We start from the raw sequence: 18,900 nt of genomic DNA on the forward strand, positions 1-18,900 counted from the left end.
TTTTTTAATTTTTTTGAATTTTGATTTAAGATTAAAGAACCAAGAATCAAGAAGAAAGATTTGTGTCTAACTTGCTTATGAAACCAGTTGTCATCTTTTGAAATTCTATTATTTTATGCTCTATTTCTTCTGTTGTTTTTTTAGATAAATACTCATTTTGAAAAGCTATCAGCAATTGTGTTTGCAATTCAAATGAAGATCCTAAACTAATATTCAGATAATATTTAAAATGTTTATTTTCTCTATTTGATCCTTCAGCAATATTTGATGGTATTGAAACCGAACTTCTGTTCATCTGACTAACCAAACCATAAGTTTCTGATTTTGGAAATGTTTTAGTCAGTTTAAAAATATCAGATACAATATCCATTCCTAGAATCCAAATTTTGAGGTTTTTAAAGTTGTGGCGCATATTATCATTTTTGGTGTATATTAAATTTCTTGACTCTTGCTTCTTGACTCTTGCTTCTTGACTCTTGCTTCTTGACTCTACAACAATTCGTAAATTCCCGCAGTTCCTTGACCGGTTCCTACACACATGGTTACCATTCCGTATTTGTTTCCGCGGCGTTTCATTTCGTCAAACAACTGAACCGAAAGTTTTGCTCCGGTACAACCCAGTGGGTGACCTAAGGCAATAGCACCTCCGTTTACGTTTACGATATCCGGATTTAATCCCAATTCACGGATTACGGCTAAGGATTGCGATGCAAAAGCCTCATTCAATTCAATCAGTTCGATATCTTTCAGTTGTAAGCCGGCTTGTTTTACGGCTTTAGGAATTGCTTTTACAGGTCCGATACCCATAATTCTAGGTTCCACTCCAGCTGAAGCGAAGTTTACCAAACGCGCGATTGGTTCAAGGTTTAGTTCTTTTACCATTTCTTCCGACATCACCAGTACGAATGCGGCACCATCACTCATTTGAGAAGAGTTTCCGGCAGTAACGGAACCGTCAGCAGCGAAAACCGGACGCAATTTGTTTAAAGCAGCTACGTTAGTATCGGCTCTTGGTCCTTCGTCTTTGGTTACGACATAGGATTTTGTTGCTTTTTTACCGTTCTCATCAATATACACCTGTTCAACTGTAATAGGAACAATTTGTTTGTCGAATTTACCTTCCGCTTGTGCTTTCAAGGCTTTCATGTGCGAGTTGTAGGCAAACTCATCCTGATCTTCACGGGAAACGTTGAATTGTTTGGCAACCGCTTCCGCAGTTAACCCCATTCCCCAGTAATAATCTTCGTGACCTGCTGCCGCTGCTTTATAATCCGGAGTAGGCTTGTAGCCTCCCATCGGAATAAAACTCATACTTTCGGCACCACCGGCAATGATACAATGTGCCATTCCCGATTGGATTTTAGCCGTTGCCATTCCAATAGTTTCAATTCCGGAAGCACAATAACGGTTTACGGTTACACCCGGTACGTCATCAATTTTCAATCCCATTAAAGAGATCAATCGCCCAACGTTCAAACCTTGTTCGGCTTCCGGCATGGCGTTTCCAACCATTACGTCGTCGATTCGGGTTTTGTCGAAATTTGGCAATTCGTTCATCATGAATTCGATGGTTTCGGCTGCCAGTTCATCAGGTCTTTTAAAACGGAACACTCCTTTTGGTGCTTTACCAACGGCAGTTCTGTATGCTTTTACTATATATGCTGTTTTCATTTCTTAGTTTTTTAAGAGAAAAGAGTCAAGAAGCAAGAGTCAAGATTGATTTACAGTTTCTTCTTGTTTTATGCATCTTGTTTCTATTTTCTAATTACGTAATGGTTTTCCTTTGGTTAACATAAACTGAATTCTTTCCAAAGTTTTTCTTTCGGTACATAGAGATAAGAAGGCTTCTCTTTCCAAATCCAACAAGTATTGTTCGTTTACCAATGTTGGTTCGGATAAATCTCCTCCAGCCATTACATAAGCCAGTTTGTTGGCAATCTTCTTATCGTGTTCCGAAATGTATTGTCCTGCCTGCATTTGATCGGTTCCTACTAAGAACATTCCCAATGCCTGTTTTCCTAATACTTTAATGTCGTTACGTTTTACCGGTTGAGTGTAACCTGCTTCGGCCATTAAGATTGCATGTTTCTTCGCTTCGGCAATCTGACGGTCTTTGTTTACCACTACGATATCTTTTCCTTTCTGAAGTACACCGATATCGAAACCCTCGTAAGCAGAAGTCGCCACTTTAGCCATACCTACAGCTAAGAAATACTCCTGTAACACATTTAATTCGACGTCATTTTTACGGAACGTATCCGATGCACGAAGCGCCATTTCTTTCGAACCACCGCCACCTGGGATAACGCCGACACCAAATTCCACTAATCCGATATACGTTTCCGCAGCAACAACCGCTCTGTCGGAGTGCATTGTCAATTCACAACCGCCACCTAAAGTCATTCCGTGAGGGGCAGCAATCACCGGAATTCCCGAATAGCGAACGCGCATCATCGTGTCCTGGAACATTTTGATGGCCAGGTTCAATTCGTCGTATTCCTGTTCTACGGCCATCATGAAAATCATGGCCAAATTCGCTCCCACGGAGAAATTCGCTGCCTGATTTCCGATAACTAATCCGCGGTAGTCTTTTTCGGCTAATTCGATGGCTTTGTTGATGCCCTGAATGACACCACCACCAATGGAGTTCATTTTCGATTGGAATTCCAGGTTTAAAATTCCGTCTCCCAAATCCTGAACGATGGCTTCGCTGTTGCTCCACACTTTTTTGCTTTCGCGTATGTTGTTCAGAATGATGAATGCATCTTGTCCCGGGATTTTAACCTGAGCTTTAGAAGCAATATTGTAATAATGTGTAGTGCCTTCTTTTACAGTATAGAATGATTTGTTACCTGAAGTGATCATTTCAGTAACCCAAGCAGCAGGAGCAAGGCCTTCCGCTTTCATCAATTCGATTCCTTTTTCCACTCCGATGGCATCCCAAATTTCGAACGGACCATTTTCCCAACCGAAACCGGCTTTCATGGCATCGTCAATTTTGTAAAAATCGTCGGTGATTTCAGGAACTCGGTTGGATACATAAGCGAACATGGCAGAGAAACTTTTTCTGTAGAATTCTCCGGCTTTGTCAGTTCCTTTTACCAACACTTTGAAACGGTCGATCGGTTTGTCAATCGTTTTGGTCATTTCCAAAGTAGCGAATGACGCTTTTTTAGCGGCTCTGTATTCTAAAGTGTCCAAATCTAAGGATAGAATGTCTTTGTCGACTTTTTTATAGAAACCTTGTCCGGTTTTGCTTCCCAACCATTTGTTTTCCATCATTTTGTTGATGAAATCCGGTAGTTTGAACAAGTCGTGCGCTTCGTCATTCGGACAGTTTTCGTAGATTCCGTTGGCTACGTGAACCAAAGTATCTAAACCAACAACATCAACTGTTCTGAAAGTTGCCGATTTTGGTCTTCCGATAACCGGTCCGGTTAATTTATCTACTTCCTCAATAGTTAATCCCATCTCTTTTACCAGGTGGAATAAACTCTGAATTCCGAAGATTCCGATTCGGTTTCCGATAAACGCCGGCGTATCTTTGGCAACCACCGAAGTTTTTCCTAAGAATTTTTCGCCGTATTCGTTTAAGAAATCCAATACTTCCGTTGAAGTTTGCGGACCCGGAATAATTTCAAATAATTTTAAGTAACGCGCCGGGTTGAAGAAGTGCGTTCCGCAGAAATGTTTCTGGAAATCTTCGCTTCGTCCTTCGCTCATGAATTTGATAGGAATTCCGGAAGTGTTGGAAGTAATTAACGTTCCGGGTTTTCTGTATTGTTCAATCTGTTCGAAAACAGCTTTTTTGATGTCTAGTCGTTCAACAACCACCTCGATAATCCAATCGCAGTCTTTGATTTTTGCCAAATCGTCGGTGGTGTTTCCGGTTGTGATTCGGCCTGCGAATTTCTGATCATAAATAGGAGAGGGTTTCGATTTTAAAGCATTCGCTAAATGATCGTTTACCAATCTGTTACGAACCGCTTTATTTTCCAAAGTCAGCCCTTTCTTTTGCTCGGCTTCAGTTAATTCTCTCGGAACAATATCGAGAAGCAATACTTCCACACCGATATTGGCAAAGTGACAGGCAATTCCGGATCCCATAATTCCGGATCCCACTACCGCTACTTTTTTAATAAGTCGTTTCATCTGTTTGTATTTATTGTTTGTTTGGTATGTTAATCTTTATTTTCGGTATCGCTGTAGATACTTTTATCGGCAATCAGTTCGTTGATGATTTCAGCCACTTCCATGAAATTATTCAATTGTTCGTCGGTCACGTGTTTTCGGACCGTTTCGTTAAATTTCAATACGGTGGATTTTGACAATTCCCGTTTTTCTTTTCCTAATTTGGTTAAGTGGATTAATACCCCTCTGCCGTCTACAGGATTTTTCTTTCGAATGATTAATCCTTTTTCTTCCATTGATTTTAAGGTTCTTGTAAGGCTCGTCGCTTCCATACCCATTCTTGGGCCTAATGCTGTGGATGGGGTTCCGTTTTCCCTGTCGATGCTCAACAAAGCAAAACCGGTTGCCATGGTTGCTCCATATTTTGTCGCTTCCTCATTATACATACGGGAAACGGCTTGCCAAGTGGCTCTTAAAACGTAATCAATAGTTTTGTCTTTCATAATTTTTCAGAAGTTCAAATATACAAAAAAATTACTATGCACGCATAATAAAATTATATTATTTTTATGTTAATTAAAAAAAAACTCCTCATAAGAGAGGAGTTCGTTGATTTTTAGGCATTATTGTAGATTTTATCATAAAGATATTGATATTTCTCTTTTATGATTTTTCTTTTTAATTTCATTGTTGGAGTCAGATGTCCGGCTTCGATAGACCAGATATCCGGAGTCAGCTCGATGCGTTTTACCTGTTCCCAGTTTCCGAATTTTTTATTTAGTTCATTGATTTCTTCTTCCACGCGTTCAATGACAGCAGGGTTGGAAATGATTTCCTCATTGGTATTACCGATGCTGATTCCTTTTATTTTTGCCCATTCCTTTACGAAATCGAAATTAGGCTGGATAAAAGCGGCCGGCATTTTTTCGCCATCACCGATTACCATGATTTGTTCCACGAAACGGGATTGTTTGAACGTGTTTTCCAAAACCTGTGGCGCTACATATTTTCCGCCGGAAGTTTTGAACATTTCTTTTTTACGATCGGTAATTTTTAAGAAACCTTCAGAATCAATCTCACCGATATCGCCCGTGTGGAAGTAACCATCTTTCAGCGCTTCGTTGGTTTGGATTTCGTCTTTATAATACCCTATCATCACATTAGGACCTTTGCAAAGAATTTCACCGTCTTCGGCAATTTTCACTTCAACGCCATCAAGCATTTTTCCAACGGTCCCGATTTTAAAGCCTCTGTTTCTCATGTCATTAACAGAGATTACGGGAGATGTTTCCGTTAAACCATAACCTTCCATTACCGGAATGTTGGCAGCGCAGAATACCTTTGTTAATCTTGTTTGTAATGCGGCACTTCCGGAAACCAATAATTCCAATTGACCACCAAGGCCTTCCTGCCATTTTGAGAATATCAGTTTTCGGGCAATTTTCAGTTTGAATTCATAGAAGGCACCATTTTCGCCGTAAGGTTTGTAATCCATGCCCAAATCCAGTGCCCAGAAAAATAATTTTTTCTTGATTCCGGTTAAATCGGCTCCTTTGGCATAGATTTTATCGTATACTTTTTCAAGTAATCGTGGTACAACCGACATCACGTGTGGTTTCACTTCTTTTAAGTTATCACTGATTTTTTCGATACTTTCCGCAAAGTATATTGAGATACCGTAATATTGGTACAAATACACTAGCATTCTTTCAAAAATATGACAAATAGGCAAGAAACTTAAAGCCCTTGTGTCACCGGCTCTTAATGGTACTCTTGGCGCACTCATCAATACGTCGGATACGATATTTTGGTGACTCAACATTACTCCTTTTGGTCTTCCGGTTGTTCCCGAAGTGTAGATAATGGTAGCCAAATCGGTTGTAACGATTGTATTTTTTCGATCTTCCACCACATCCTGATTGGAAGCGTCTTCTCCTAAATGCAGTATTTCTTTCCAGCTTTTACATCCCGGAACGTCATTGTAAGAATAAATTTCCTGTAATGAAGGCACGTTATGTTTGATGGCATTTATTTTGTCAAATACTTCGCTGTCGGAAATGAAGCAGTATTTTGACTCGGAATGGTTTAAGATATATTCATAATCTTCTGCAGAAATGGTAGGGTATATTGGTACGGTTTGTGCTCCGGTTTGTAAAGCACCAATATCGGTAATGTGCCATTCGGTTCTGTTATTGGAAGAAATGATAGCGATTTTATCATGTTTCTGAACTCCCATTCGGAGTAATCCGCGTGAAATGGCATTCGCTTTGTCCAGATATTCCTTTGTGGATGTTTTAATCCATTCCCCGTTTTGTTTGGTAACAAGGGCGTCGGATAAATTGTATTTTTCCAGCTGATAATAAGGAAAATCAAAAAGACGTGTAATTTGGTTCATTTTCTCAGATTTTATTCCTGCAAATTATGAAAAATTTAATTTTATTGCAAAAAAAAAGAAGAATAGATTGTGATTTGTCAATTTTTAATAGTTTTTTATAAATTATAAACTATAAAGTACTGATAATTATTAACTTGAGATATGTTTGAAAAGGGAGGGGCTTTAAAAATCTTTGGAATTGTACTTAATTTCATTGCTTTTTTTAGTCGTTTTGCAAGTGAAAAAAGTGGTGTTGTCCTAAAATTGATGAAAAAATACTATGAAAGCATACTATTTTTAAATATCTGATTTTATAATAAAAAGCGAAATGGAGGATTTAAACGGTAAGTCAAACTTAAATGTTTATTAATGTTTTCATAACGAGTGTGTATTGATAGTCATATTTTGTATTTTTGAGCGCTAATTAAACTGATTTTCATTAACTTAACATGAAGAACTTCTTTCGTATAAAAGAATATAAAGCACTATTTTACAGATTGTTGCTGGTGTATTTATTTTATTTCATTGCCCGTTTATTATTTTTCATTTACAATTATAGTTTACTGAAAGTAGATGCTGTAGGCGATTTTTTCAAGTTGGCTTACCACGGATTGACCTTTGATACCACGGCTATTCTTTATGTTAATGGGTTGTTTATACTGTTTTCGGTTTTGCCATTGTGGATTAACACCAAAAAAGGGTATCAGAAATTTTTGTTTTACCTGTATTTTGTGACCAATTTAATTGCGTATGCCACGAATTTCATCGATTTGATTTATTATAAATTCATTTATGCCCGAACCACCATTACGGTTTGGGATTCCTTAGAGCATGAGAAAGATAAGTCGGGTATGATGTTTCGCTTTTTAATCAGCTATTGGCATGTGTATTTGTTGTTCTTTCTTATGGCTGTACTTTGGATATACCTGTATAAAAAGGTTAGGGTTATCCACGAACCAGTTACGCACAGTAAATTAAAATATTTTCCTTTTTCGATTGTAGGGTTATTGGCCATTGCGACTTTAACGATTGGCGGGATTCGTGGCGATTTTAAAAAGAGCACCCGTCCCTTAAATCTGATTGATGCCAACCGATATGTTGAAAAACCGCAACACGCCGACATTGTTTTAAACACTCCGTTTGCCATTATCAGAACGATCGGGAAAACAAGTTTCAAGAAAATTGATCTGGTCGATAAAAGTGTTGTGGAAGCCAATTTTCAACCGATTAAGCACTATACGAACAATCCGAAATCGACTCCCAATGTGGTGTTGATTATCACGGAAAGTTTCGGAAGAGAATATTGGGGTTCCTTTAATAAGGACATGAATATTCCAAATTATGAAGGTTACACGCCGTTTTTAGACTCGTTGGCACAACACAGTATGATTTATACCAATGGCTTTGCGAACGGAAGTAAATCGATTCACGGAATGTCCTCCATATTGGCAGGAGTTCCTTCATTTAGAGATGCTTTCACTTCGTCGCCTTTTCCAAATCAGAAAATACAGTCGTTGGTTTCCTGCCTTGAGGAAATGGGATATGATACTTCTTTTTTTCACGGGGCGCCAAACGGTTCCATGGGCTTTCTTGGTTTCGGAAACATATTAGGTTTTGATCATTATTATGGTAAGACTGAATTCAATAACGATGCCGAATTTGACGGTGTTTGGGGGATTTGGGACGAACCTTTTCTGCAATTTATGAAGCAGACGTTAGATAAAAAGAGAAAACCGTTTTTCAGTACGGTATTTACCGTTTCCTCTCACGAACCTTATATCGTTCCTGAAAAATACAACGGTAAGTTCCCGAAAGGAAATGTGCCGATGCACCAATGTGTGGGGTATACCGATTATGCGTTTAAAAGATTCTTTGATGAAGCGAAGAAACAACCGTGGTTTAAGAATACTATTTTTATAATCACCGCCGATCATGGTAACCAGACGTATTATGATGAGTATGCGAAAGTAGTTAACCGAACTGCCACGCCTATTCTTATTTACAAACCCGACGGTAGTTTAAAAGGTGTCAACAAAGAGTTGGCACAACAGATAGACATTTACCCGACCATTTTGGATATGGTAGGTTATGATAAGCCGTTCCGAAGCTGGGGCAGAAGTTTGGTAGGCGATACGAAAGTTAAACCGTATGCAATTAATTTCAACGGAAATCTGTACCAATTTCAACGTGGTAACTATATTTGTACTTTTGACGGAAAGCAAGTTGTGGGGTACTATGATAGTAATGATAAAGCCTTAGAACGCAATTTAATATCCAAACCGAATAAGGAAATGCTGGAAACCGGTGAAGCCTGTAAAGCGATTATTCAGGATTATTTCGAAAAAATTATCGATCAGAAATTATACTATAATAAATAGAAAATGAAGTCGCCATTAATAAAGGTTTGCGCAAGCAAATACCAATAAATGAAAGCGATACTATATGACCTCAAAAAAATAAATTTCATAGATATGAAAAAGAAAATAGGTTTACTTGTCCTTTTGATTGTTATTGCCGGAGCGGGTAAGTATGTGTATGACATGCATATTAATCATAATTTCGAAACCATTACCGAAGGGAAAGTATACAAAAGTGGTGTGATTCCTCCGGATGAGATTGAGGAGTACGTTAAAAAATACAATATTAAAAGCATAGTCGATTTGCGTTTTCCGGGAACCGGTGATTTAGAAAACAACCCGGAAATTCCTGCCGAATTAATTGCGGAAAAAGAAGCGGTTGAAAAAATCCCAGGGGTGAAGTATTTCAATAACGGTTCCGATCAGGTGCCGCAACAGCACAATCTGGATGCCTATTTTAAGATTATGGACAATCCGGATAATTATCCTGTATTGGTACATTGCTATCATGGTGTGGGGCGCGCAGAAATGTATTCGGCGTTATACCGAATTGAATATGAAAACATGGATAGGGATGAAGCCCGAACAAGAACCCGTTTTTTAACCAAATGGAGTTCGTTTGATTTGGGAAAACCTAAAGGCGATTATCTTCACACTTACGAAACAAGAAAAGAAAAAGCTGCCGAAGCGAAGCAATAAAAAGAGCCCCACACTGGGGCTTTTTTTATGTGTGATACTGCATGCTTCCAAATTTCCAGTCGGTTACAGAACCAAATATGAAAACAAGTATACCTAAGAGTTCAATTGTTAAGAAGAAAAGAAAAAACAACATTCTAAATGAAAAACCAATTTTACTATAACTGTCTTTAAATGCTGTGTAATAGCTGAAAAGTACATACAGTAAGACGATTAAAGGAACTAAAATAGTCGCTGTGTCTGACAGAATTTCAAAATGTTTTGTGAAGTCGAAAAAATAAAATAAGTTCCCAATAACTGTAATAATCATAATGCCCAAATAAATAATTCCGGCAATTATAAAATGTTCACTTAAGTTTAATTTCTTTTTTCGGAATAATAGGAAGGTGTTAATCGCAAAAAGCGGTACAAAAGAAAATATCAGCAGTTTTGCATATTTTGCCATGAAAGAAGCTAATTTTTTATCTGTAACATTATTTGAAGCCACAATTTTACCATTATAACTCTCAAACAATTGTTCATGATAATTTTCAATGAAAACAGCTAAACCGATTAACAGTAATATAAAATAAAAAACATTGTAATAAGCAATTCTTTTACCTGCTATATAATCCATTGCTGCCTTTCCGGGTCTGAATAACGCTTGTTTAGCAGTAAATAACATCCCTTTTTCAAAATGCCAGATACCGTGTAAAACATCGTGCATGATGAAATGTTTGAAAGTAATCCGGTGAGTATCCGCTTTTTGTCCGCAGTTTGAACAAAATTTTCCTAAAAGCGGAGTGTCGCAGTTTAAACAGTTGTGGCGTTCCATTTTTTTTACGAAATAATTTCGTACAATAATACAAAAAAGCACCCTAAAAACAGAGTGCTTCTTTTGGAATTTAGAGAAAATATTATTTGTTTTTTGCTTCAATCCATTTACGGGCATTCACAAACGCTTCATGCCAAGGCGTCACTTCGTCTTTTTGTCCGTTATCCGGATAATGTGCCCAGTTCCAAGGGAAAGTCGAACGCTCAATGTGCGGCATGGTTACCAAGTGGCGTCCGGTTGTGTCACATAACATGGCTGTGTTGTAATCGGAACCGTTCGGATTTGCCGGATATCCTTCATAGCCGTATTTTCCAACGATATTGTATTTTTCTTCAGTATAAGGTAAGTTGAATTTCCCTTCGCCATGTGAAACCCAAACCCCTAAAGTAGCCCCTTCCAAAGAAGAAAGCATCACCGAATTATTTTTTTGAACCGTTACTGAAGTAAAGATACTTTCGTGTTTGTGCGAGTTATTGTGCAGCATTTTTCCGTGTACTTCATGCTCCGGATTGATTAACTCCAATTCCATGAACAACTGGCAACCGTTACAGATTCCCACTGATAAAGTGTCCTCACGTTTGAAGAAGTTTTTCAGCGCGGTATTCGCTTTTTCATTGTATAAAAATGCTCCGGCCCAACCTTTCGCAGAACCTAACACGTCCGAATTCGAGAAGCCTCCCACAGCTCCGATGAACTGAATGTCTTCCAATGTTTCACGACCGGAAATTAAATCCGTCATGTGAACGTCTTTTACGTCAAAACCTGCCAGGAACATGGAGTTCGCCATTTCACGCTCGGAATTACTTCCTTTTTCACGGATGATGGCTGCCTTCGGTCTTGGTTTTGAATTATCGATTACCGGTGCTTTTCCGTCAAAATGGGATGGGAAAGTATAGGTAAGCGGTTGGTTTTTGTAATTATTGTAACGCTCTAAAGCCGTTCCGTTTTTCGATTGCTTCGAATCTAAAAGGAATGATGTTTTGAACCAGATATCTCTCAATGTGGAAACACTGAACGTAAAAGCGTCGTCATGGTTCATCACCGTAAAGACATCATTTTCCACTACCGTACCGATGTTGAAAATCGTGATATTGTTTTGAGTAAAAACAGCTTCAACTTCAGCATCTGCCTGGAAAACCAATCCGATATTTTCGTTGAATAAGGCTTTTACCGTATCTTTTTCTCCTAAGGAAGTCAGGTCAATTAACGCGCCCAGTTTCACATCAGCGAAACACATTTCCAAAAGCGTAGTGATTAAACCACCGCTTCCGATATCGTGTCCGGCTTTGATTTTACGCTCTTTAATTAAATCCTGCAACACATTGAATGCCGATTTAAAATAAGCCGCATTTTTAATAGTTGGTACTTCATTACCGATTTTGTTTAAAACCTGCGCAAAAGAAGAACCTCCTAATTTGAAGTTATCCTGAGATAAATTGATATAGTAGATGTTTCCGCCGTTTCTCTGAAGAACAGGCTCCACAACTTTAGTGATATTGGAACAGTTTCCGGCTGCCGAAATAATAACCGTTCCCGGTGCAATCACTTCGTCATTCGGATATTTTTGTTTCATCGATAAGGAATCTTTTCCGGTTGGAATATTGATACCCAATTCGATAGCGAAATCCGAACAGCCTTTTACCGCTTCGTATAATCTTGCATCTTCACCTTCATTTTTACAGGCCCACATCCAGTTAGCCGAAAGTGAAACCGATTGCAAATTGTCTTTTAATGGTGCCCAAACCAAATTCGATAACGCTTCCCCAATTGCTGTTCTTGAACCCGCTACAGGATCAACCAATGCAGCAATAGGCGAGTGGCCAATCGTGGTGGCAATTCCTTCTTTTCCTTTGAAATCCAAGGCCATAACACCAACATTGTTCAACGGTAATTGTAAGGGACCGGCACATTGTTGTTTGGCAACACGTCCCCCCACACAACGGTCTACTTTATTGGTTAACCAGTCTTTACAGGCTACGGCTTCCAATTGCAGTACTTGGCTTAAGTAGGTTGGAATGTCTGAAGTTGTATAGGTTAAATCGGAATAATTCGTAGCAACCGTTTTATCGGTCATGATGGTTTTTGGCGAACTTCCGAAGAAGTCTTCCAAAGCATAATCCATTGGTTTGGCACCTGTCGATTTTGACTCGAATGTAAAACGATGATCGGCAGTTACATCACCCACCTGATACATAGGTGAGCGCTCACGGTCGGCAATTTTCTGAAGGATGTCAATATCTTTTTCACCAATAACCAATCCCATTCTTTCCTGAGATTCGTTACCGATAATTTCTTTAGCCGAAAGGGTAGGGTCTCCCACCGGTAATTTATCCAAATCGATTAATCCACCCGTTTCTTCCACTAATTCCGAAAGACAGTTCAAATGTCCACCAGCACCGTGATCGTGAATCGATACGATTGGATTGTTGTCGCTTTCCACCAAACCACGAATGGCATTGGCAGCACGTTTTTGCATTTCCGGATTCGAACGCTGAATGGCATTCATTTCGATTCCCGAACCGAAAGCACCGGTATCTGCAGAAGAAACCGCAGCACCACCCATTCCGATTCTATAATTTTCCCCACCAAGAATTACGATTTTATCGCCTTCCTGTGGTTTCTTTTTAATGGCTTGGTCTAATTTTCCGTAACCGATTCCGCCCGCCTGCATGATTACTTTATCGTAACCGATTTTACGGTTGTTTTCCTCGTGTTCGAACGTTAAAATGGAACCCGTAATTAGCGGTTGCCCGAATTTATTTCCGAAATCAGAAGCTCCGTTAGAGGCTTTGATTAGGATGTCCATCGGAGTTTGGTACAACCAAGGTCTGGCGTTCATGGCCTCCTCCCAAGGACGGTTTTCTTCCAGTCTTGAGTAGGAAGTCATGTAAACCGCAGTTCCGGCTAGAGGCAATGAACCTTGTCCACCTGCTAAACGGTCACGAATTTCTCCTCCTGAACCGGTTGCAGCTCCGTTGAACGGTTCCACAGTAGTAGGGAAGTTGTGTGTTTCTGCTTTTAGGGAAAGTACCGAATCAAATTCTTTTTCAGAATAAAAATCAGGTTTGTCAGCACTTTTTGGTGCGAACTGCATTACTTTCGGCCCTTTTACAAATGCTACGTTATCTTTATAAGCGGACACAATATCGTTTGGATTTGTTTCCGATGTTTTCTTGATTAATTTGAATAGGGAAGTTGGTTTTTCCACGCCGTCAATCACGAAAGTTCCGTTGAAGATTTTATGACGACAGTGTTCCGAATTGGCTTGTGAGAACGCAAAAATCTCAGAATCCGTTAGTTTTCGGCCTAATTTGGCGGATAAATTATTCAGATAGTCCACTTCTTCCGGACTCAAAGCCAAGCCTTCCGATTTGTTATAGGCATCGATATCGTCAATGTCTAAAATGGGTTCCGGTTGGATATTGATGGTGTAAATCTCCTGATTTAACTCTGTATATTTTTGTGAAAGCATGGGGTCGAAATCGGAGAAATCGGTCGCAACCTTTTCAAATTCCTCAATTCGGATGATACCGGAAATACCCATATTCTGAGTGATTTCAACGGCATTCGTACTCCAGGGTGTTACCATAGCGGCACGGGGTCCAACAAAAAAATCCGCAAGTACGGATTTTTCTATTTTATGTGCGTTGCCAAAAAGCCAGTTTAATTTAGTGATGTCTTCTGTCGATAGTTCGTTTTGCGACTGAACTGCAAAAACCGTGTTGGTTTGGTTTCCGAAGAAATGAATCATTGTTGTAGTTGTTTTATTCCGCTACGCTCCAAACTGTTCGGTGCGCTTCGGGTGTGTTGTTGTTTTGAAAGTGCAAATTTATTCCAAAAAAGTCAGTTAACAAAGTTTGTGTTCATAAAAAAAGCACAAGATTTAACCTGTGCTTTTCTGTAGAATTATTTTAAGAAATTATTTTTTTCTTTTCATGATAATTTCCATGTTTTTGAACTCTTTTCCGTCATATCCGGTGTCGTACATTTCCATTTTTTGAGTGTTATCATCCATAATGGTAATAACTTCCCGCATTTTTTTCATTTTCTTCGTTACCGGATCGATAACTTCACCTTCCATTTTGAAGGTTTTGGAAGCGTCATCATAATTACCTCTCATTACCATAATTCCTGTACTCATGTTGTCAATCCAGGTAGAGATGTATTCTTTGGAAGCATTATCGTAAGCTAAGGTGCTTTTTCCTTCAAAAGGCATTCCCATAAAATCCCCTTTGTGAACCGCTTCCTGGTATTTACCGTCGAAGATGGTTTTGATTTCTGCAGTCATTTTCATTTTCATGGGTTCTCCACCTTCATGTTGCCATGAAGTCATATCTTCATCCCAAACACCGTTGTCTGCTGCCATTCTTTTGTGGGCATCACCCGGAGTGGCGTACTCTGTCCATGCTTTGCTGATAGTGGCAGAATCCGGAATCATTGTGGCAACTTCTTCTGTTTTCGTAGCTGTTGAATCAACCGTAGACTGAGAATCTGTTTTTTCTCCGTCTTTTTTGCAGGCAATCAAACTTAAGGATGCAATTGCCAAAGTTAAAATTGTTTTGTTCATAAATATTTGGTTTTTTGGTTTACTCAAATATAATAAAATTATAAGCGCCCATATCAGACAACGGTCCAAACCTCTCTTTATTTAAAATATCAGATGTTCCGGTTGAAAACGAGAAATCAGCAGTTCCTTTTGCAGCCGAATCTTCGCCAATGATGAGCCTGTTGTTAGTAGGATTTAGAAAATCAGGTTTATTGGTAGTTGAATTTCGGGCAATGATACAATTCGTATAATCAGTTGTGTTGGCAATCGGATACAACGGATCACTTTCAAATTGTCCGAAATCGAAGAACTTAATCAGGCAATTTCTGAAATTATAATCGAAAAGGTTTCCTTCTTTTTTTAATGAAATTCCATAGCTGCTTGAGCCATAAATAATACAGTTGGTGAAATTAGCATTTACAAGAGCGAATGGAGCTGTACCATCTCCGTTGTCAATGGAAACCGGAACCTGATTTGGTCTTGGCCAGTAATTGGCAAACGTACAATGTGTAAAATTGTAATCGCCTCCAAGGGAACAAGCCAAACCAGCCTGTCCACAGTTGTTAATCACCACATTTTTTCCGTCAATGGTAGCGGTTTTTGCTAAAATGCCGTAATTGGAACAGTTGTAAATCTGAACATTAGTCATGTTGAGTGTTCCGGTATTTTTATCAATCAGTAATCCGACAGTTGCGTTTTTGATGGTTGTGTTATTGAACTTACCGTTACTATTCAAGGTCATCCAGATGGTGCCCCATTGTCCGGGAACATCGGCAAAATCGGGTTCCAGACGATCGCTTTCAAAAACCACTTCATTATCCTCAATTACATTTCCGTCAACATCATAAGTAGAAGGAGTACCGTTTGAATTGATGGTAGCATTACTTCCGATAATCAATCCGGAATCGGCATGAAAATGAATTTTAGCCCCCGGATGAATGTTTAGGATTTCATTGTCGGGAACCGCCGCATAACCATAAATAACGTAAGGTTTGTCGTTAATCCATTCATATTCGTCCCCATTTGCCGGGTCATTGTGATCTAAGTAAAAACCGTAAATCTCTTCACCGCCAATTGGTAAGGTTTCGGTGGTTCCGTCTCCAAATCGTTTTGGGTATAAAAAATAGGCATCTCTAACCAATGTAACCAAATCAACGGTTTGCGGAGCGCCGCTTATGTTGTGAAATTCGATTTTATCGGTGTAAAGGTATTCCGAATCCGGATTGGCATATTCACTATAATCAATCGTGGTTTCTATGAAAATAAACATACTGTCTTTGGCCAGTAATTCCACATTGTTGAACACTTTTCCGGGTATGCCATCTACCATTAAACGGTATTTGGAATTTTGACCTTCCGCTAACTGAAGCGTTGGTATTTTAATGTCCTTATCACTGTTGTTATAGACTTTAAGGGTATACGTGCTCGAACCGATATTGGTAAAAACCGTATCCAGATAAACGGTTTGTTTGGAAAATTCAAGTCCGCCAGAGCTTGGTTCAAATTCAAAATCCTGACGGCAGGAAGTTAGTGACAACACAAATCCAATGAAAAGAATATACAGGTAATGACGCATAAAAAGTGCTTGTTTTTGGTAAAAGTATTGATTTTTTTTAAATTTCATATAAGAATTCACTTAACTGCTTAACGTATTTTTAACCAAATTAGTTTACTTTCGGATGAGAATAATGGCTTTACATTTCATAAATTTACATTTCTAAAGAATTAACTATGTCATTTGATAAAGATAAGGTACTGCAACTTTGTAAAAACTTCTCACAAAACACTTTAATGGAAACGCTGGAAATGGAGTTTGTCGATGCCGGCGAAGATTTTCTAGTAGCGACAATGCCGGTAAACCCTCGCGTTCACCAGCCTATGGGATTGTTGCATGGTGGGGCTTCGGTTGCATTGGCCGAAAGCGTGGGAAGTGCGGCTTCTTTAATGTTTGTGAATCCTGAAAAGCAGGAAGTTCGTGGTATCGAGATTTCTGCGAATCATTTGAAAAGTAAGCGGGAAGGAATTGTTACCGGAACCGCAAGAATCATTCATAAAGGAGCGAGTATCCATCTCTGGGAAATCCGAATTACCGATGAAGAAGGAAGACTGATTTCACTTTGCAAACTGACCAATATGGTCTTACCAAGAAAAAGATAACTATGACCGATTTATTCCTAAAAGTAAAGACACATCAGGAACAGAACCTGCCGTTTGTTTTGTATTCCAAGCCGAATAAGCCTTTCATTGTGGGGCTTTTTCAAGACAACGATCATTTGTATACTGTTGGGAATTTTAAAGAGAGAGGGTTTGTTTTTGCTCCTTTTGAGGGAGAACACATCGTGCTTTTTCCGGAAGAACATTTGAAAATAATTACGGAACATTTTCAAAGTGAGGCACTGCGGTTGTCGGAAAATGTTTTTTATGAAATGGACGAAAAAGCCAAATCCGATTTTGAACATTTAGTTGAAAAAGGAATCAGTGCTATCAATGCCGGACATTTCCAAAAAGTAGTGCTTTCAAGAAAAGAAGAAATCGCACTGGAGACATTTGATGTTGAAACGACATTTAAAAAAATGCTTCTTAGTTATCCATCGGCGTTTAAATACGTCTTTTATCATCCTAAAGTGGGGATGTGGATGGGAGCCACTCCGGAGCAATTGCTGAAAGTAAAAGATTTTGACATTGAAACCGTTGCCTTGGCGGGAACTAAAGTTAATAAAGGAAAAGAGCATACCGTTTGGAAATCGAAAGAGCAGGAAGAGCAACAATACGTGACCCAATTTATTCTTGAGAACATTAAAAGTTTTGTTTCGGAAGAAGTGGTTTCCAGTCCGTATACCGTTGAAGCCGGAAATTTACTGCACATCAAAACCGATATTTCCGCAAAGCTTAATGAGAAATCCGATTTGGGTGAAGTGCTGAAAGTATTGCATCCGACTCCGGCAGTTTGCGGTTATCCGAAGTTGATTGCCAAAGATTTCATTTTGGAAAGCGAGGGGTATGACAGAGAATATTATGCCGGGTTTTTAGGGGAACTGAATATGAATTTCGCAATTGGCAAAAGTGAGTGTTCGGATTTGTATGTTAATTTGCGGTGCATGAAAATAGAGATTGCTTCGAATGCCGCAATGACAAAAGCGAGTTTGTATATCGGTTGCGGAATTACGAAGGACAGCGATCCGGAAAAAGAATTCCTTGAAACGGTTAACAAGTCAATGACCATGAAGAAAATTTTAAATTAAATGAAATTAGATATACTAGCTTTCGGGGCGCATCCCGATGATGTGGAATTAGGTTGTGGCGCTACTATTGCCAAAGAAATTTCATTGGGTAAAAAAGTAGGAATAGTCGATTTGACGCGAGGTGAGTTAGGAACAAGAGGTTCTGCGGATATCAGGGATGAAGAAGCGGCTGCGGCTGCAAAAATTCTCGGAGTTCAGATTCGTGAAAACCTGAGATTCCGTGACGGCTTTTTTGTTAACGATGAAAAACACCAATTGGAAATTATCAGGATGATTCGCAAATACCAACCGGAAATCGTGTTGTGTAATGCGGTTGAAGACCGTCATATCGATCACGGAAAGGGCAGTAAACTGGTTTCCGACGCTTGTTTTTTATCGGGTTTACGCCGAATTGAAACGGTGGACAACGGCGAACAACAGGAAGCCTGGCGACCAAAATTAGTGTACCATTACATTCAGTGGAAAAACAGCGAACCCGATTTTGTAGTGGACGTAACCGGATTTACAGACAAGAAAGTGGAAGCTGTCATGGCCTACAGTTCCCAATTTTACGAACCCAATTCGAATGAACCGATAACCCCAATTGCAACGAAAAACTTTCTGGACAGCCTAGTTTATCGCTCTCAGGACCTGGGAAGACTCATCGGCACCGATTTTGGAGAAGGATTTACTGTAGAGAGGTATTTGGCAGTCAATAGTTTAGGAGATTTGCGATAATTTTTTTATTTTTTTATTTGCGA

General features: G+C 39.1%; 14 protein-coding genes. 5 read left to right on the forward strand and 9 right to left on the reverse strand.

Annotation, left to right across the window (positions count from 1 at the left end; genetic code table 11):
• Positions 1–46 precede the first annotated feature (46 nt).
• From BLQ05_RS04515 to BLQ05_RS04535, 5 genes are all read right to left on the reverse strand, one after another.
• Positions 47–412 carry a four helix bundle protein gene (locus BLQ05_RS04515; protein ID WP_035654527.1) on the reverse strand — a complete coding sequence of 122 codons (366 nt, stop codon included), beginning with the start codon at positions 410–412 and terminating at the stop codon, positions 47–49.
• 77 nt (positions 413–489) lie between these two features.
• Entirely contained in the window at positions 490–1,671 is a 1,182-nt protein-coding gene (locus BLQ05_RS04520) for an acetyl-CoA C-acyltransferase (protein WP_023576514.1), read from the reverse strand.
• 90 nt (positions 1,672–1,761) lie between these two features.
• On the reverse strand, positions 1,762–4,152 hold the full coding sequence (locus tag BLQ05_RS04525) for a 3-hydroxyacyl-CoA dehydrogenase/enoyl-CoA hydratase family protein (protein ID WP_023576515.1): 2,391 nt from the start codon (positions 4,150–4,152) through the stop codon (positions 1,762–1,764).
• Between the two features lie 29 nt (positions 4,153–4,181).
• Positions 4,182–4,634 (reverse strand): MarR family winged helix-turn-helix transcriptional regulator, encoded by a 453-nt coding sequence (locus BLQ05_RS04530; RefSeq protein ID WP_023576516.1) that lies wholly within the window; start codon positions 4,632–4,634, stop codon positions 4,182–4,184.
• 113 nt (positions 4,635–4,747) lie between these two features.
• Entirely contained in the window at positions 4,748–6,526 is a 1,779-nt protein-coding gene (locus BLQ05_RS04535; RefSeq protein ID WP_023576517.1) for an AMP-dependent synthetase/ligase, read from the reverse strand.
• Between the two features lie 428 nt (positions 6,527–6,954).
• Here BLQ05_RS04535 and BLQ05_RS04540 point away from each other — a divergent pair, with 428 nt between their 5' ends.
• Together BLQ05_RS04540 and BLQ05_RS04545 are read left to right on the forward strand one after the other, a co-directional pair.
• Positions 6,955–8,883 (forward strand): LTA synthase family protein, encoded by a 1,929-nt coding sequence (locus BLQ05_RS04540; RefSeq protein WP_023576519.1) that lies wholly within the window; start codon positions 6,955–6,957, stop codon positions 8,881–8,883.
• 93 nt (positions 8,884–8,976) lie between these two features.
• Positions 8,977–9,561: a dual specificity protein phosphatase family protein gene (locus tag BLQ05_RS04545; RefSeq protein ID WP_023576520.1), complete on the forward strand. Its 585-nt coding sequence runs from the start codon at positions 8,977–8,979 to the stop codon at positions 9,559–9,561.
• Positions 9,562–9,586: 25 nt separating this feature from the next.
• On the opposite strand, the gene BLQ05_RS04550 is transcribed toward BLQ05_RS04545, so the two are convergent.
• The 4 genes from BLQ05_RS04550 to BLQ05_RS04565 all read right to left on the reverse strand — a co-directional run bounded on the left by BLQ05_RS04550 (position 9,587) and on the right by BLQ05_RS04565 (position 16,494).
• Positions 9,587–10,372, reverse strand: coding sequence for a DUF3667 domain-containing protein (locus tag BLQ05_RS04550; RefSeq protein WP_023576521.1), 786 nt, complete (start codon positions 10,370–10,372; stop codon positions 9,587–9,589).
• A gap of 82 nt (positions 10,373–10,454) precedes the next feature.
• Positions 10,455–14,123, reverse strand: a complete 3,669-nt coding sequence (gene purL / locus BLQ05_RS04555) for a phosphoribosylformylglycinamidine synthase (RefSeq protein WP_023576522.1) — start codon at positions 14,121–14,123, stop codon at positions 10,455–10,457.
• Between the two features lie 168 nt (positions 14,124–14,291).
• Positions 14,292–14,939: a DUF1579 domain-containing protein gene (locus BLQ05_RS04560; protein ID WP_023576523.1), complete on the reverse strand. Its 648-nt coding sequence runs from the start codon at positions 14,937–14,939 to the stop codon at positions 14,292–14,294.
• A gap of 19 nt (positions 14,940–14,958) precedes the next feature.
• Positions 14,959–16,494 (reverse strand): right-handed parallel beta-helix repeat-containing protein, encoded by a 1,536-nt coding sequence (locus BLQ05_RS04565; protein ID WP_035654562.1) that lies wholly within the window; start codon positions 16,492–16,494, stop codon positions 14,959–14,961.
• A gap of 155 nt (positions 16,495–16,649) precedes the next feature.
• Here BLQ05_RS04565 and BLQ05_RS04570 point away from each other — a divergent pair, with 155 nt between their 5' ends.
• The 3 genes from BLQ05_RS04570 to bshB1 are packed head-to-tail and all read left to right on the forward strand — an operon-like array spanning position 16,650 to position 18,877.
• Positions 16,650–17,075 carry a PaaI family thioesterase gene (locus BLQ05_RS04570; protein ID WP_023576525.1) on the forward strand — a complete coding sequence of 142 codons (426 nt, stop codon included), beginning with the start codon at positions 16,650–16,652 and terminating at the stop codon, positions 17,073–17,075.
• Positions 17,076–17,077: 2 nt separating this feature from the next.
• Positions 17,078–18,160: an isochorismate synthase gene (locus BLQ05_RS04575; protein WP_023576526.1), complete on the forward strand. Its 1,083-nt coding sequence runs from the start codon at positions 17,078–17,080 to the stop codon at positions 18,158–18,160.
• Positions 18,161–18,877 carry a bacillithiol biosynthesis deacetylase BshB1 gene (bshB1, locus tag BLQ05_RS04580; RefSeq protein WP_023576527.1) on the forward strand — a complete coding sequence of 239 codons (717 nt, stop codon included), beginning with the start codon at positions 18,161–18,163 and terminating at the stop codon, positions 18,875–18,877.
• Positions 18,878–18,900: the final 23 nt, after the last annotated feature.

It is taken from the genome of Flavobacterium saliperosum, from assembly GCF_900100625.1.
Lineage (GTDB): Bacteria > Bacteroidota > Bacteroidia > Flavobacteriales > Flavobacteriaceae > Flavobacterium > Flavobacterium saliperosum.